Annotated in this window: 15 protein-coding genes; 5 read left to right on the forward strand and 10 right to left on the reverse strand. The window is 74.1% G+C overall.

What is annotated here, in order from left to right; translation table 11 throughout:
- Positions 1-78: 78 nt before the first annotated feature.
- Positions 79-1,338, forward strand: a complete 1,260-nt coding sequence (locus K7787_RS15385; RefSeq protein WP_169436255.1) for an extracellular solute-binding protein — start codon at positions 79-81, stop codon at positions 1,336-1,338.
- Positions 1,339-1,426: 88 nt separating this feature from the next.
- Here the strand turns inward: K7787_RS15385 and egtD are convergent, their stop codons facing one another.
- From egtD to egtA, 4 genes are read right to left on the reverse strand one after another with little or no spacing between them, the layout of a single operon-like run.
- Entirely contained in the window at positions 1,427-2,389 is a 963-nt protein-coding gene (gene egtD / locus K7787_RS15390) for an L-histidine N(alpha)-methyltransferase (protein WP_223001753.1), read from the reverse strand.
- Positions 2,386-3,177 carry an ergothioneine biosynthesis protein EgtC gene (gene egtC, locus K7787_RS15395; RefSeq protein WP_223001754.1) on the reverse strand — a complete coding sequence of 264 codons (792 nt, stop codon included), beginning with the start codon at positions 3,175-3,177 and terminating at the stop codon, positions 2,386-2,388. Before egtC ends, egtD begins: the two co-directional genes overlap by 4 nt.
- Positions 3,177-4,556 (reverse strand): ergothioneine biosynthesis protein EgtB, encoded by a 1,380-nt coding sequence (gene egtB / locus K7787_RS15400; protein ID WP_223001755.1) that lies wholly within the window; start codon positions 4,554-4,556, stop codon positions 3,177-3,179. Before egtB ends, egtC begins: the two co-directional genes overlap by 1 nt.
- Positions 4,553-5,893 carry an ergothioneine biosynthesis glutamate--cysteine ligase EgtA gene (egtA, locus tag K7787_RS15405; protein WP_223001756.1) on the reverse strand — a complete coding sequence of 447 codons (1,341 nt, stop codon included), beginning with the start codon at positions 5,891-5,893 and terminating at the stop codon, positions 4,553-4,555. The genes egtB and egtA overlap by 4 nt, the downstream gene beginning before the upstream one ends.
- A gap of 390 nt (positions 5,894-6,283) precedes the next feature.
- Between egtA and K7787_RS15410 the strand changes: the two genes are divergently transcribed.
- Positions 6,284-7,090, forward strand: coding sequence for a TIGR02452 family protein (locus K7787_RS15410; protein WP_223001757.1), 807 nt, complete (start codon positions 6,284-6,286; stop codon positions 7,088-7,090).
- A gap of 85 nt (positions 7,091-7,175) precedes the next feature.
- Here the strand turns inward: K7787_RS15410 and K7787_RS15415 are convergent, their stop codons facing one another.
- Positions 7,176-7,622, reverse strand: a complete 447-nt coding sequence (locus K7787_RS15415) for a type II toxin-antitoxin system PemK/MazF family toxin (protein ID WP_019985406.1) — start codon at positions 7,620-7,622, stop codon at positions 7,176-7,178.
- Between the two features lie 113 nt (positions 7,623-7,735).
- Entirely contained in the window at positions 7,736-8,296 is a 561-nt protein-coding gene (locus tag K7787_RS15420; protein WP_223001758.1) for a cupin domain-containing protein, read from the reverse strand.
- 107 nt (positions 8,297-8,403) lie between these two features.
- Here K7787_RS15420 and K7787_RS15425 point away from each other — a divergent pair, with 107 nt between their 5' ends.
- Entirely contained in the window at positions 8,404-9,252 is an 849-nt protein-coding gene (locus K7787_RS15425) for a helix-turn-helix transcriptional regulator (RefSeq protein WP_223001759.1), read from the forward strand.
- Positions 9,249-9,686 carry a hypothetical protein gene (locus tag K7787_RS15430; RefSeq protein ID WP_019985403.1) on the forward strand — a complete coding sequence of 146 codons (438 nt, stop codon included), beginning with the start codon at positions 9,249-9,251 and terminating at the stop codon, positions 9,684-9,686. The genes K7787_RS15425 and K7787_RS15430 overlap by 4 nt, the downstream gene beginning before the upstream one ends.
- Positions 9,687-9,699: 13 nt before the next feature.
- Here the strand turns inward: K7787_RS15430 and K7787_RS15435 are convergent, their stop codons facing one another.
- From K7787_RS15435 to K7787_RS15450, 4 genes are all read right to left on the reverse strand, one after another.
- The gene (locus tag K7787_RS15435; protein WP_223001760.1) at positions 9,700-11,208 is read right to left on the reverse strand and encodes an SPFH domain-containing protein; all 1,509 of its coding nucleotides are present in this window, start codon (positions 11,206-11,208) and stop codon (positions 9,700-9,702) included.
- Positions 11,209-11,342: 134 nt separating this feature from the next.
- The gene (locus K7787_RS15440) at positions 11,343-11,561 is read right to left on the reverse strand and encodes an NfeD C-terminal domain-containing protein (RefSeq protein ID WP_169436247.1); all 219 of its coding nucleotides are present in this window, start codon (positions 11,559-11,561) and stop codon (positions 11,343-11,345) included.
- Positions 11,562-11,685: 124 nt separating this feature from the next.
- On the reverse strand, positions 11,686-12,663 hold the full coding sequence (locus K7787_RS15445) for an alpha/beta hydrolase (RefSeq protein WP_223001761.1): 978 nt from the start codon (positions 12,661-12,663) through the stop codon (positions 11,686-11,688).
- Between the two features lie 289 nt (positions 12,664-12,952).
- Positions 12,953-13,516, reverse strand: coding sequence for an NAD(P)H-dependent oxidoreductase (locus tag K7787_RS15450; protein ID WP_009191782.1), 564 nt, complete (start codon positions 13,514-13,516; stop codon positions 12,953-12,955).
- 143 nt (positions 13,517-13,659) lie between these two features.
- Between K7787_RS15450 and K7787_RS15455 the strand changes: the two genes are divergently transcribed.
- Complete coding sequence (locus K7787_RS15455) at positions 13,660-14,400, forward strand: TetR/AcrR family transcriptional regulator (RefSeq protein WP_247720924.1); 741 nt, start codon at positions 13,660-13,662, stop codon at positions 14,398-14,400.
- The last annotated feature ends 87 nt before the right edge of the window (positions 14,401-14,487 follow it).

The following is a 14,487-nucleotide window of genomic DNA, read 5'->3' on the forward strand; positions in this document are numbered from 1 at the left end:
ACGCCCGTACGAGCGCGTGCTCGGCCCCCCACGTCGGGATCTTCTCCCTGTCCGCTGACAGAAAAGCAAGGACCCCTCGTGAGACGTCGCCTCCTCGCCCTCGTCTGTGCCTCCGCCTCCCTGGTCAGCGCGTGCGGTGTGCTGCCGGGCAACGGCGGCGGACGGCACACCGTCACCGTCTGGCTGATGAAGAACAGCGCCTCGCAGGACTTCCTGGACCGCTTCACCGAGGACTTCGAGCGCAGCCACGACGATCTGCGCCTCGACATCCGCATCCAGGAATGGACGGGGATCGGCCCCAAGGTGCAGGCCGCGCTCAGCGGCAAGGCGGCGGACGGCCCCGATGTCATCGAGGTCGGCAACACCCAGGTCGCCCAGTACGTCCAGGACGGCCGGCTCACCAATCTCACGCTGGAGTCGATGCGGGACTGGCACATGCAGGACTGGCTGCCCGGTCTGGCCGAGCCCGGCCAGGACAACTCCGCGCAGTACGGCATCCCCTGGTACGCGGCGAACCGCGTCGTGATCTACCGCAAGGACCTGTTCGAGAAGGCGGGCATCACCACCCCGCCGCGCACCCGCGACGAGTGGCTCGCCGCCACCGAGAAGCTGAACTCCGGCGGCAACCAGGGCATCTACCTGGCCGGACAGGACTGGTACACGCTGTCCGGGTTCATCTGGGACGAGGGCGGCGAACTGGCCAAGCAGAGCGGCGGCGTCTGGACGGGCACGCTGGACACCCCGGCAGCGCTGCGCGGCATGGACTTCTACCGGCGCCTCCAGGCGCTCGGCGACGGGCCGGTCGGCGCCGACGAGGAACACCCGCCGCAGGCGGGCGTGTTCGCCGGCGGGAAGGTGGCGCAGATCGTGGCGCCGCCGGGGCTGGCCCAGGCGATCATCCAGAAGAACCCCGCGCTCAAGGATCAGTTGGGCTTCTTCCCGGTGCCGGGCAAGACCGCCGAGCGGCCGGGTTCCGTGTTCACCGGCGGCTCCGACCTCATCGTGCCGAGGAACACCGACGACCGGGACGCGGCGGTCGCCGTCGTGGCGGCCCTGACCGGCGCGAAGTGGGACACCGAGCTGGCCCGCACCATGAACTACGTCCCCAACAAGACGACCCTCGCCTCCGCCGTCGCCGACGAGGAGGGGGTGGCGGCCATGGCGGCGGGCGCCGCGCACGGCCGGGCGACCCCCAGCACCCCGCTGTGGGCGGCGGTCGAGGCGGACAACCCGATCAAGCCGTACATGACCAAGGTCCTGTCCGGCGGCGACGCGCAGAAGGCGGCGCGCGGCGCCTCCCAGCGCATCACCGAGGAACTGGCCCCCGGACTGGGCTGACGGAACAGCCAGGGGCTCCGGGCGGCTCGGCCGCCCGGAGCCCCTGACGGGCGTGCCGCCCGGCCGTCGTCCGGGAGACGGAGTCGCCCTACCGCGCCACGCTCAGCGACAGCGCGAAGCGGCCCTCCCGGTCCGTCCACCAGTGGGTGAGGTCCAGGCCGGCGGCGGCCAGTTCCGCCGCCACCCGCTCCTCGCGGAACTTCGCCGACACCTCGGTGCGCAGTTCCTCACCCGCCGCGAAGTCGACCGCGAGGTCCAGCGCGGGCACCTTCACGCTCTGCGCGGCGCGCGAACGCAACCGCATCTCGATCCACTCCGCCCGCGGGTCCCAGAGCGCCACGTGCTCGAAGGCGTCCGGGTCGAAGTCGGCGCCGAGTTCGCGGTTGACGACGGACAGCACGTTCTTGTTGAACCGAGCCGTCACCCCGGCCGCGTCGTCGTACGCCCGGACCAGCGTGTCCTCGTCCTTGACGAGGTCCGTGCCGAGCAGCAGCGCGTCGCCGGGGGAGAGCAGGGCGCGCACCCCGGCGAGGAACCCGGCGCGCTCGGCCGGCAGCAGATTGCCGATGGTGCCGCCGAGGAACGCCAGCAGCCGCGGGCCGGGGGTGTCCGGCAGCGTCAGCCCGGAGGTGAAGTCGGCGATCAGCGCGTGCACGTCCAGCGCGGGCCGCTCGGCGGTCAGCGCCCGCCCGGCCTGCCGCAGCGCGCTGTCGCTGACGTCGACGGGGACATAGGTGTGCAGGTCCGTGAACGCGTCGATCAGGTAGCGGGTCTTCTCCGAGGAGCCCGAGCCCAGTTCGACCAGCGTGCGGGCGGGCAGCGCCGCGGCGATCTCACCGGACCGGTCGGCGAGGATCTCCCGCTCGGCGCGGGTCGGATAGTACTCGGGCAACTCGGTGATCCGCTCGAAGAGTTCACTGCCGTACGCGTCGTAGAACCACTTCGGCGGGAGGGACTTGGGGTCGGCGGTCAGGCCGTGCCGGACGTCGGCGCGCAGCGCGGCGGCCGTGGCGTCCTCGGGCAGGATGCGGGTCAGTCGGAAGGGGCTCAACGGCGGGCCTCCTCGGAGGGTGCGGGTGCCAGGTCCTCGGTGAGGTCCTTCAGCGGGGTCAGCAGGACGTCCGTGCGGCTCGCCGTGAGCAGCGTGCGGTCGGGGACCTCCCGCCAGTGCGGATCGTCGTCGTAGGGCTCGGAGGCCACGACCGTGCGGCGGCCGGGCTCGGCGAGGTACCACAAGGTGTCGCCCCAGGCGGTCGCGGTGATCGTCTCGCTGTCGGTGAGCAGCAGGTTGAGCCGGGAACCGGGGGCCGCCGCGGCCACCTCCGCCACCGTGCCGGCCAGCGCCTGACCGGCCCCGTCGCCGCCGCGCAGCCGGGCCAGCGCCAGCGCCCACACGAGCGCGGAGTCGTTGCGGGCCTCCAGCGCCAGCAGGTCCTCGGGCGGCAGGGTCCGCGACAGCGCGGCCAGCGAGCCCGGCCAGCCGGTCACGGCGCCGTTGTGGCTGAACAGCCACCGGCCGGCGGCGTACGGCGCCGCGGCGGCCTCCGCGTCCGCGCCCGACAGGGTCGCGTCCCGCACCGCCGCGAGCAGCGCGCCGGTGCGCACCACCCGGGCCAGGTCGGCGAAGGACAGATCGGCCCAGATCGGCCCGGCCCGCCGGTAGCGGGCCGGGACGGGGTCGCCCTCGGCGTACCAGCCGACCCCGAAGCCGTCGGCGTTGACCGTCCCGTGGCGCTGCCGCCGGGGCGCCCACGACTGCCGGTACAGGCCGTGGGGCGGGTCCACGAGGAGCCGCCCGAGCGGCTCCTCGGGCCCCACACAGGCAATATGACGGCACATCAGGCCGCCGCCTGGGAACGGGCGGTGCGGAAACCGGAGAAGATCTGCCGCCGGATCGGGTAGTCCCAGTTGCGGAACGTGCCCCGGCAGGCCACCGGGTCCACGGCGAACGAACCGCCGCGCAGCACCTTGTGCTCGGGCCCGAAGAACACCTCCGAGTACTCCTTGTACGGGAACGCGGCGAAGCCCGGGTAGGGCAGGAAGTCGCTCGCCGTCCACTCCCACACGTCGCCGATCAACTGCCGCACGCCCAGCGGCGACTCACCGGCCGGATAGCTGCCGGCCGGGGCCGGGCGCAGATGCCGCTGGCCGAGGTTGGCGTGGTGCGGGGACGGATCGGCGTCGCCCCACGGGTAGCGCCGCGAGCGGCCGTCCGCCGGGTCGTGGCGGGCCGCCTTCTCCCACTCGGCCTCGGTGGGCAGCCGCCGCCCGGCCCAGCGGGCGTACGCGTCGGCCTCGTACCAGGACACGTGCAGCACCGGCTCGTCCGGCGGCACCGCCTCGGTGACGCCGAACCGGCGGCGCAGCCACTGCCCGCCGTCCCGCCGCCAGAACAGCGGCGCCTCGATCCCGTGCCGCCGGATGTGCGCCCAGCCCTCCGGCGCCCACCAGCGCGCGTCGCCGTAGCCGCCGTCCTCGATGAACGCCTGGTACGCGCCGTTCGTCACCGGTGTGGTGTCGATCCAGAACGGCGCCACCTCCCGTACGTGCGCGGGCCGTTCGTTGTCCAGCGCCCACGGCTCGCTGCTGGTCCCCATGGTGAACGGGCCGCCGGGGACCAGGACTTCGGACGGGCCGGTGAACAGGGGCGCCGGTTCCGGGTCCGGCGCGGTCAGGGCCTGTGGCCCGGTGCGCAGCTGATGGGTGATCAGCATTGTCTCGTCGTGCTGTTGTTCGTGCTGCGCGATCATCCCGAAGGCGAAGCCCGCCTCGGTCAGCCGGGTGCCGTGGAACGCGGTGGACTCCAGCACGTCCAGGACCCGGCCGCGCACCTCCGCCGCGTACGCGCGGGCCTCCCCGGGAGCGAGCAGCGGCAGCGACGGCCGCTCGGAGCGCGGGTGTTCGAAGGCGTCGTAGAGGTCGTCGATCTCGGGGCGCATCGCCTCCCGGCCGGCGACCGTGCGCAGCAGCCACAGCTCCTCCTGGTTGCCGATGTGCGCCAGGTCCCAGACCAGCGGCGACATCAACGGGGAGTGCTGCGCGGTGAGATCGGGCTCCTCGACACAGCTGGTGAGGAGCGTGGTGCGGTCCCGGGCGGTGACGAGCGTGCTCAGCGCACGCTCACGCAGCGCCTCCGGATCGGTCTCGGTCTCGGTCCCGGCGCCGCCCGCCGGGCCGGAGCCGGGGCCGGGCGCGGTGCCGAGTGCGGGGTCGGTCATGTGCGGATGTCCTTCCCGTGGGCGGAGGGGCCGGTCCCGGCCGGGCCGGGGCGGCGGGTGCGGGCGGGGTCCGGGCCGGGCAGCCGGTCGAGCAGATCGTCGGCGGGGCAGCGCCCCTTGAGCACGTAGCGGTCGAGATGGCCGCGGACGGCCCGGGCGACCTCGTCGCTCGCGCCGAGCCGGGGCAGCGCCTCCAGGGCGGCCAGGAAGCAGGCGATCGCCGCCTCGTGCAGCTCCGGGTCGCCGAGTCCGGACCGGGCGGCCGCCGTCCACAGCGGATTGTGCGGCGCGGGCCGGCCCAGGGCCCGCTCCGCGAGCGGTTTCACCGCCCGGTACGCGCTCTCCGCCGCGGCCGGGTCGTCGAACAGCGCCGCCGTCACCGCGAGCGGCACGATCCAGCCGTCGTCGCCGGGCTGCGCGTCGATCATGCGCAGTTCCAGGTGACCGCGCGGCCGTACCGGCGGGAACAGGGTGGTCAGGTGGTAGTCGAGATCCTCCTTCGTCGGCGGCCTCGGCACACCCGAGCGCACCCACTGACGGAAGGTGAGCCCGTCGGGCACCTCCCACGGGCCGTCGTCACGGCGGACGCACATCACCGGGGCGTCCAGCACATGCCGGGCCCAGGCGGTGCGCGGGTCCCCGTCCAGCGGGGGAGCGCCCGCCCGGCCCGGGCCGATCTCCGTCCACAGGAGCTGCCGGGTGGACCGCCAGCCGGTGGGCCGGCGCACCAGCAGCGGCGAGTTGGCGAACGCGGCCACCAGCACCGGACCCAGCTGGTGGGCCAGCCACCAGCGCCGCACATGGCCGAGCGGCCCGGGTTCCTCGTGACCGGCGTCCACGCACACCTGCACGGAGGCCGAGGTGCACATCATGTGCCGGCCGGCCGGACCGCCCCGGTCCAGCGAGGCCTCCAGCGCGTCGTAGCGCCGCTCGCGCAGGAACCTGCGGGGCGGATGCCAGAGGTCGTGACCGAGGCCGACGAGCCGCAGGCCCTTCGCGGCCAGTACGGCGCGGACGGCGGCGAGATCGGCGGAGACCGTGCCGACGCACTCCATCAGGGACGCGGCGGGCGGCGAGCTGAGCTCCAGCTGGCCGCCGGGCTCGACGGTGAGCGCGGACTTCAGCGGTACGGTCCGCAGCGCGGCGTAGGCCGCTTCGAGACGTTCGGGTGTGACGGGGAGCCGCGGTTCGCGCAGCTCATGGACGAGCCATTCCACTTCGACGCCGAGGGTGCGGGGCGGGCCGGTCTTGAAGCAGATGCCGCTGACCAGAGCCTCGACCTCGGCTTCCGTCAGGGCGGTACGGGGCTCCGTACAGCCGCTTGCCGAATCGGACATGTCGGGATCCTCCTGAGATTCCACCATGCCACCGGCTCCGGGTTCACGGTCGGCCGGTGTCGCGCACCGTCCCACCCAAAACCCTTCAGCCGATTCGCACAAGGGTGCAGAACGGGACAATCCTGCACCGAAATCGCCGTTTCCGCGAAGTTTTCCGGCACTTCACGGTGCTCCCGAAGCAGCTCATGCCTGAGTACCCGGAGTGTGCCCGGACAGTCGCGCCGAGTTTGCAGGGCGCGGGCCGGACGAAGGTGCCGACGGCCTCCGGGCGACGGCCGGGCCCGCGGAAACTCCGTTGCGGCGCGGTGCCGGGAGCGATCACCATGGGCGCATGAGCACGACGGGGGAGACGGCGCGAGCCGCGCTCATGGCGCACACGGGGGTGGCGCCATGAGCGCCCGCCTGCGCGGCATCGCGCAGCAGACGGAGCAGATCGTCATGGCGGGGGCCTACCGCACCGCCGACGGGCGGGAGGTGCCGCTCGCCGCGGCGGTCGAGGCCGCGCGGGACGGCACCCGCATGCAAGGGCCGGGCCCGGTGGCGGTGCCGCCGTGGACACCGGTGACGACATCCATAGAGGTCACCGGGGAGAGCAGTCTGGCCGCCGCCCGCCGGCTCACCGGCCCGGTGGCCGTCCTCAACTTCGCTTCCGCCCGCAACCCCGGCGGCGGCTACCTCAACGGCGCGCAGGCCCAGGAAGAGGCCCTGTGCCGGGCCTCCGCCCTCTACACCTGTCTGCTCGGGGCCCGCGAGTTCTACGACCACCACCGCGCCCACCGCGATCCGTTCTACTCCGACCGGGTGATCCACTCGCCCGCCGTGCCGGTCTTCCGCGACGACCGCGGACAGCTGCTGGACGAGCCGTTCACGGCCGGCTTCCTGACCGCCGCGGCGCCCAACGCCGGAGTGGTCCTGCGCGACGCGCCCGAGCGCGCCGCCGCACTGCCGCGCACCCTCGCCGTCCGCGCCGAACGGGTGCTGGAGACGGCCGCCGCGCACGGCTACCGGCGCCTGGTGCTCGGGGCGTGGGGCTGCGGGGTGTTCCGCAACGACCCGGCGCGGGTGGCGGAGGCCTTCCGGGCCCAGCTCGCCCCCGGCGGGCGGTTCGCTGACGCCTTCGAACAGGTGGTGTTCGGGGTGCTGGACCGCACGCCGGGGAACGTGGTGCGGGAGGCGTTCGCACGAGCGTTCGCCTGACCGGCGGACCGGAGGGCCGGAGTCGCGGGGGCCTGGTCCGGTCCGCCAGGGCGGGATGCGCCGGGGCGGGGCCCGCTACGGCCGGTCAGTGCCAGCCGTACCGCTCGCGCAGCCGGTGCACCACGGAGTTGAACCGCATCCGGTCCAGCGCGCACGCCTCGCGCCGCATGCCCTCCTCGTGCAGCCGCAGCACCCGGTCCACGGCCACCCACGAGTCGCGCCCCGACCGATCCCAGGGACCGCTCCCGATCGGCACCCACTCCCGGTCGCCGTCGTGGGCCTTGCTGGAGAGCTGGACGGCGAGGAACGTGCCCGCCGCCTCCCGCGCCACCACCAACACGGGACGGTCCTTGCCCCGCCCGTCGTTCTCCTCGAAGGGCACCCAGGTCCAGACGATCTCGCCGGGATCGGGGTCGCCGTCGTGCGCGGGCGCGTACTCGGTGCGCACCCGGCCGACCTCGCGCGGGTCGGCCTCGGTGGTCGCGCCGGGGCCGTAGCGGCCGGGGACGTTCTCATCGGTGAAGGCAGTCACGGGGGCACCTTAGAACGTGCGCCCGTACGTCCGGACGGCGGGCGTCCGGTCCCTCGACCGCCGTGCGCCCGGGCCGCCTCGGGCGGACGGCCGGTCGTGCGGCGCCGTACCGGTCAGGAAGCGCCGCCGTGCGGGCGGATCCACAGGCCGGGGCGGCGGCGGTGCACGGTGAGATAGGCGAGGCCGTCCGGGCCGGCGGTGATGCTCCGGGTGGAGCCGTGCGGCAGCCACACCGTCGCGCCCTCGGCCAGCGGCCGGGGCTCGTCCGCCGTGCCCGCGCCGAGGACGCCGTCCCCGGCGACCACGAACACCAGGACGTCCAGCTCCGGTTCGGCGTGCGGGGCGACCCGTCCGCCCGGGGCGAGCCGGACGAGGTTCGCGTCGAGCTGGCGCCCGGCCTCGGCCAGCTTCCACAGCACGCCGCCGGGCAGCGGCGGGTCGGCCGCCAGGGCGCGGGCGTCGCAGAGGACGCGCGGCTCGGGCTCCGGTTCCGGTTCCGGACGGTGCGCCGGGTCCGGGCCGTACTCCGCTTCCGCCGTCGGCTCGGCTCCCGCCCTCGGTTCCCGTTCCGTCTCCGTCTCCGTCTCCGTCTCCGGTGCCGGTGCCGGTGCCGGTGCGGGTTTCGGTTCCGGCTTCGGCTTCGGTTCGGGCTCGTGTCCGGACGACGACGTCATGGTGTGCCCCTCTCTCCCTCGGGTCTCCTGCCTCGCCTCCTCATCTTCTACTATTCTTCCAGGTCTGATTCGTAAAAAATCTCCGCAGGTGGGAAGGGGTGAGCTGCATGGCCTCCGGACGGGAGGGTCCTCGTCGGCGCGAAGTGCTCGACGTGCTGCGCGCCGCCGGCGGACCTCTGGGCGTCGCGGAGACGGCCGAGCGGATCGGTGTCCACCCGAACACCGTGCGGTTCCACCTGGACGCTCTCGTGGCCGAGGGACTGGTCGAACGCCGCTCCGAGTCCTTCTCCGGGCCGGGCCGCCCACGGCAGGGCCCCGGCCGCCCCCGCACCGTGTACGTCCCGACGCCCGGCATGGACCGCGGCGGCGCGCGCGGCTACCGCCTGCTGGCCCGGATGCTGCTCAGCCGCCTGGCGGCTCAGGGTCCCGAGGCGCGGGCGTCGGCCATGGAGACGGGCCGGGAGTGGGGCGGCGTCCTCGTAGATCCGCCGCAGCCCCGCCGACGGCCGACGGCCGAGGAAGCGGCGGCCTCTCTCGTCGCCCTGCTCGACGACCTCGGCTTCGACCCGACGCCCGAGGGCGGCGGCGCGGACCGGCCGCCGGAGCGCATCCGGCTGCGGCACTGCCCCTTCCTCGAACTGGCCGAGGAATACGACGGGTTGGTGTGCCCGCTCCATCTCGGCCTGATGCAGGGCGCGTTGGCCCGGCTCCGGGCCCCGCTGACCGCGACCGGACTGGAACCGTTCGCCACGCCCGACTCCTGCCTGGCCCGCCTCGCCCACGCGGACGGGGACGGGGACGGACCGGGCGGCGTCCCCGCGCACGGACCGGACAGCGTCCCTGTGAACGGACCGGCCGACCCCCACGGGATGAGGCCGGCCGACCCCCACGCGACAGGGCCGGCCGACCACGCGAACGGGTCGGCCGGCCCCGGAAGAAAGGCAGTGCACCGATGAACGCCACGTCCGCCGCCACCGCGAGCGCGGTCACCTTCGTCTGGCTCGGGATGGTCCTGGCCATCTCGTTCCTGGAGGCCCCGCTGAAGTTCCGCGCCCCCGGGGTGACCATCCCCATCGGCCTGGGCATCGGCCGACTGGTCTTCCGGGCGCTGAACCTCGTGGAGGCCGTGCTCGCCGTAGTGGTGATCGTCGCCGTCGCCCTGGGCGGTGCGCCGGCGCATGTCGTCGCCCTGACCGCGGCCGTGGCGGCGCTGCTCCTGGTTCAGCTGGCCGTCGTCCGGCCGCGACTGAACCGCAGGTCCGACCGGGTCCTGTCGGGCGAGGAGAGTACGGAAGGCCCCCGCTCACGCGGCCATCTCGGCTACGTGGCCCTGGAGTTCGCCAAGGTCGCCGTGCTGATCGCCCTGGGGATCGCCCTGTCGGCGGCGTGAGCGGCCGGGCCGGTCAGCCCTCGCCCCCTTCCACCGGCACCTTCTGCGTGACGGGCGCCGCGGCCGTCCCGCCCGGCGTACCCGAACTTCCTTGGGCATCGGGCCCGTTGTGCGCCTGCCCGTTCTGGTTCATGGAGGACAGGAGCTGACGGGCCAGACCCAGACCCGTGCCGCCCATGGTGAGCGCCTTGGCGAACAGCTCGGACATGCCGTCGGCGCCGTTGAGCAGCACCATGTTGTCCACGTTGGTGAAGGCGGAGGCGCCCGCCTGGACGATCTCGGGCCAGTTCTCGGCGAGTTGCTGCGCGACCACCGCGTCCTGGTTCTCGGCGAGGGCCGCCGCCCGCGCCTTGATGGCCTCCGCCTCCGCCAGCCCCTTCGCCCGCAGCGCCTCCGCGTCCGCGAGGCCCTTCGCCTGCGCTGCCGCCGCCTCGGCCTCACCGGTGGCCCGGGTCGCCGCCGCGGTGGCCGCGCCCCGCGTCTTGGTGGCCTCCGCCTCCGCGCCCGCCGCCGTCTTGACCCGGGTCGCCTCGGCCGCCGCCGCGAGTTCCGTCTCCTTGGCCTTCGCCTGGGCGGCGGAGATCCGCGCGTCGCGCTCGGCCTCGGCCAGCGTCCGCTTCTCGTACGCCGAGGCGTCCGCCGGTTTGCGCACATCCGCCTGGAGCTGCTGCTCGCGCCGGTGCGCCTCCAGCTCGGCGACCCGGGTCTCCTGGACGACGACCTCCTGCCGGGCCGCCGCGTCCGCGAGGGGACCGGCCTGTTTGGCCTTGGCCGCCGCCTTGTCCCGCTCGGCCTGGTAGCCGGCCTGGAGGATCTCGCTGTCCCGGGTGGCCTCGGCCATCCGCGCGAACGACTGCTGCTCGGCCTCCGTGGCCAGGCGGTTGGCCTCCGCCTGCGCGATGCGCGCGTCCCGCTGCACGGCGGCCGCGTGCGGCATCGCCAGGTTTTGGATGTAGCCGGTCGGGTCCTCGATCTCGTGGATCTGCAACGAGTCGACGATCAGGCCGAGTTTCTCCATCTCCGTACCGCAGGCCGCCCTGGTCTGACCGGTCAGCTTCTCCCGGTCGCGGATCATGTCCTCCACCGTCAACCCGCCCACGATGGACCGCAGATGACCGGCGAAGACGTTGTGCACCCGCTCCGCCATCAGCTTCTGCTGGTCCAGGAATCGGCGGGCGGCGTTGGCGATCGACACGAAGTCGTCGCCCACCTTGAAGATGACCACGCCCCGCACCTTCAGCGGAATGCCCTGGTGGGTCACGCAGTCCACGTGCAGTTCGGTCTCGTTGAGGTCGAGCGAGAGTCTGCGCACCGCCTGCACCCCGGGCAGCACCAGCGTGCCCCGCCCGGTCACGATCCGGAACCCCATGCCCTCCTCAAGCCCCTCGGTACGGTGCTTGGAACCCGAGATGACCAAGGCCTCGTTGGGCTCGGCGACCCGCCACATCAGCTTGAACAGACCGATCAGGGCGAGCACGGCGACGAGCGCCACCCCCGCCACGACGCCGACGACCATCGGCATACGCCCCCTTTGGGTTGGTGCCCGTTCGGCACCGAACGAGGGGAGTGTGCTCCTCGCCCGGCCCACGGTGAAGACACCGGCGCGTCCTTGTCACAATCTTGACGCTTACGGCCCTCACCTGCGCCGGGGCGCGCTCAACCGCCGTACACCGCCTCGACGTACACCGTGCGCGGCGGCAGGTGTTCCACCACCAGCACCACCGTGCCCCGCTCGAAACGGTTCTCGCCGTCCGCCGGGTAGGCGAGGAAGTGCTCCGCGCCGCCGCGCACCCGGACGATCACCTCGCCGACGAGCCCCGGCCCGATCGTCCCGGTGACCCGCCCCACGAGCCCGACCATCGACGCATCGTCCATGGCCCCAGCGTACGGGCCGGGCAGGCCGCCGTCCGCAGTCGCGCACGGCCGCGTCGGGAGCCCGGACCGGAAGCCCGGCCCCCGCGGACTCCGCGAACTCCACGCGCCCGCGCGCCCCGAGAGGTCAGCCGGCCAGCAGTCGGCGCAGCCAGGACAGACGGGCGGCGGCCGCGCACCGCGACAGCGCCGCCTGCGGGACGAGGGCGTCGAAGCCGTGGAATGCGCCGGGCCAGACGTGGAGTTCGGCCACGCCGCCGGACTGCCAGATCCGGGAGGCGTAGGCGACGACCTCGTCGCGGAAGGTCTCCGCCGAGCCGACGTCCAGGTAGGCCGGAGGCAGGCCGGACAGGTCGCCGGCGCGGGCGGGCGCGGCGTAGGGCGGCACGTCGGGGCCGCCGCGCCGGTCGCCGAGGAGCGCGGTCCACCCGGTCTCGTTGGCCGTCCGGTCCCAGACGTCGACCCCCGCCAACTGGCGGGCGGACGGGGTGTCGTTGCGGTCGTCGAGCATCGGGGACATCAGCAACTGGCCGAGCGGCCGGGGTCCTCGGCGGTCCCGCAGCAGCAGCGCCAGGGCCGCGGCGAGACCGCCGCCCGCGCTCGCGCCGACGAGGACGATCCGCTCCGGGTCCGCACCGAACTCCCCGGTGTGCTCCGCCGTCCAGAGCAGCCCCGTGCACACGTCCTCGACCGGCGCGGGGTGCGGATGCTCGGGCGCCAGCCGGTACTCGACCGACACCACGGCCGCGTCGAGCGTGCGCGCCCAGTCCAGGGCGGTGTTCATCCCGACCTTGTTGCTGCCGAGGACCATGCCGCCGCCGTGCACGTGGTAGAGGACGGGCCGGGGCGTCCCGGCCTTTGGCGGTGCGGTGGGCCGGCAGACGAGGAGGGGCACATCGGGCGCGCCCGCCGGCCCGGGAGCCGTGTGCTCGGTCACCTCGAAGGCGCCGCCCATGGTCAGGTCCAGCAACTCGGGCAGTTCGGCGGCCTCGCTGTGCCGGGCGGCCTCGATGTCGGCGGCGGTGAAGCCGGGCCGCAGCACATCCTCCGCCCCCTCCAGCACCGCGGCGAGTTCCGGATCGAAGGGCGGCGGGACCGGCGTCATGGCGTCTCCTCACATGGCCTCGCGGCGTACGACGGCTCGTACGCGGACGCGTACGGCCAAGGAACCGCCTACCCGTTCCGATCACCGACGCCTCCGCCGCACCGGCGTTTCCCGCCCCCGGCGGCCGGCGATCGCCCGAAGAGGCGCGGACCGGGGGGAGACATCCGGAGGCGAGGGCACGGCGACAGCACGAAGGGGCCGGAGCCACCAAGGCTCCGGCCCCTTCGTCCGGCTGTCACCGCCCCCGCGCCGCCGAACCGGCCGGGGCGGCCGACGTGGCCGGTCGGGCTCAGGCGGCGACGGTCTCGCCGGCGTGGCCGTGCAGACGGGCGACGACCTCGGTCAGCTGCGCGGCGACCTCGGCGTCGTCGACCGGGTGGGTCTCGGCGAAGCGGGTCAGGGAGCCGGGGATGGACAGCTTGATGTCCTCGATCACCTTGCCGCCGGCGATGCCCACGGCCTTGCGGGTGTCGTCCTGCGCCCAGACGCCGCCGTACTGGCCGAAGGCGGTGCCCACGACGGCGACGGGCTTGCCGCCGAAGGCGCCGGCGCCGTAGGGGCGGGACAGCCAGTCGATGGCGTTCTTCAGCACGGCCGGGATGGTGCCGTTGTACTCGGGCGAGAAGAAGAGGAAGCCGTCGGCGGCCTGAGCGGCGGCGCGCAGCCTGGCCGCGGCCTCGGGGACGCTGCCCTCGACGTCGATGTCCTCGTTGTAGAACGGCACGTCGCCCAGGCCCTCGAAGACCTCCACCTCGGCGCCCTCGGGGGCGAGCTTCACCGCGGCCTCGGCGAGCTGGCGGTTGTGGGAACCGGCGCGAAGGCTGCCGACGAGGGCGAGGATGCGAACAGACATGGGGGGACTCCCAGAAAGTGAAATGGGGACTGGACAGCGTCGTGACACTGCCGGACTTACGATGCGGACCGAGGTCCGTTTAATTTTCTACCATCACAACCGGACCGTGGTCCAGTTTAGTCCCGATGCTTTACGCTGTGTTCATGCCCAGCACCCTGCCGCCCTTTCCCACGCCTCAGGGGCCCGCAGAGAAGACGCCGGTGGTGGTTCAGCTCGGGACCGCCGACGCCGCCGAACCCTGCCTGCGCGCGGACGCCGCGCGCAATCGCGCACGACTGCTGGACGCCGCCGCCCGCCTGGTCGCCGAGCACGGCGCCGCCGCGGTCACGATGGAGGCGGTGGCCGCCGCGGCCCAGGTCGGCAAGGGCACGGTCTTCCGGCGCTTCGGCGACCGCACCGGGCTGCTGACGGCGCTGCTGGACCACTCCGAGAAGAAGTTCCAGGCCTCCTTCCTCAGCGGACCGGCCCCGCTCGGCCCCGGCGCGCCGCCGGTGGAGCGGCTGCGCGCGTTCGGCTGCGCCGCGCTGCGCCGCGCCTGCGCCGACCTGGAACTCCAGCTCGCCGCCGAACCGTGCCCGGAGCGCCGGTTCATCGTGCCGGCCCGCCGCGTCCGGTACGGGCACGTGGTGCTCCTGCTGCGGCAGGCCGTCCCGGACGCGGACGCCGAACTCCTCGCCCAGACGCTGATGGGCTACCTGGAACCCGCCCTGATCCACCACCTCACCCGGCAGTGCCACATGCCGATGGAACGGCTCCAGACCGGCTGGCACGACCTGGTCGAACGTCTGACCGCCACCGCCACCGCCACCGCCACCGCCACCGCCACCGCCACCGCCACCGCCACCGCCGCCGGCACCGGCACCGGCGCGGGCACGGACTGCTGAGGGCGGCCCCGTCCGGGCGCCCGTAAGGGTCCGTCTCCGGGAGCGCGGCTCCGGCCGCCCACCCGTCTCGGGCCGGTCCCCGGAGAG

It is taken from the genome of Streptomyces sennicomposti, from assembly GCF_019890635.1.
Taxonomy (GTDB): Bacteria; Actinomycetota; Actinomycetes; order Streptomycetales; family Streptomycetaceae; genus Streptomyces; species Streptomyces sennicomposti.

Excerpts from the sequence above, each read along its gene's own strand:
- egtC (WP_223001754.1), bottom strand. The coding sequence starts at position 3,177 with ATGTGCCGTCATATTGCCTGTGTGGGGCCCGAGGAGCCGCTCGGGCGG.
- egtB (WP_223001755.1), bottom strand. The coding sequence starts at position 4,556 with ATGACCGACCCCGCACTCGGCACCGCGCCCGGCCCCGGCTCCGGCCCG.
- egtA (WP_223001756.1), bottom strand. The coding sequence starts at position 5,893 with ATGTCCGATTCGGCAAGCGGCTGTACGGAGCCCCGTACCGCCCTGACG.
- K7787_RS15410 (WP_223001757.1), top strand. The coding sequence starts at position 6,284 with ATGAGCGCCCGCCTGCGCGGCATCGCGCAGCAGACGGAGCAGATCGTC.
- K7787_RS15420 (WP_223001758.1), bottom strand. The coding sequence starts at position 8,296 with ATGACGTCGTCGTCCGGACACGAGCCCGAACCGAAGCCGAAGCCGGAA.
- K7787_RS15425 (WP_223001759.1), top strand. The coding sequence starts at position 8,404 with ATGGCCTCCGGACGGGAGGGTCCTCGTCGGCGCGAAGTGCTCGACGTG.
- K7787_RS15430 (WP_019985403.1), top strand. The coding sequence starts at position 9,249 with ATGAACGCCACGTCCGCCGCCACCGCGAGCGCGGTCACCTTCGTCTGG.
- K7787_RS15435 (WP_223001760.1), bottom strand. The coding sequence starts at position 11,208 with ATGCCGATGGTCGTCGGCGTCGTGGCGGGGGTGGCGCTCGTCGCCGTG.
- K7787_RS15440 (WP_169436247.1), bottom strand. The coding sequence starts at position 11,561 with ATGGACGATGCGTCGATGGTCGGGCTCGTGGGGCGGGTCACCGGGACG.
- K7787_RS15445 (WP_223001761.1), bottom strand. The coding sequence starts at position 12,663 with ATGACGCCGGTCCCGCCGCCCTTCGATCCGGAACTCGCCGCGGTGCTG.
- K7787_RS15450 (WP_009191782.1), bottom strand. The coding sequence starts at position 13,516 with ATGTCTGTTCGCATCCTCGCCCTCGTCGGCAGCCTTCGCGCCGGTTCC.
- K7787_RS15455 (WP_247720924.1), top strand. The coding sequence starts at position 13,660 with ATGCCCAGCACCCTGCCGCCCTTTCCCACGCCTCAGGGGCCCGCAGAG.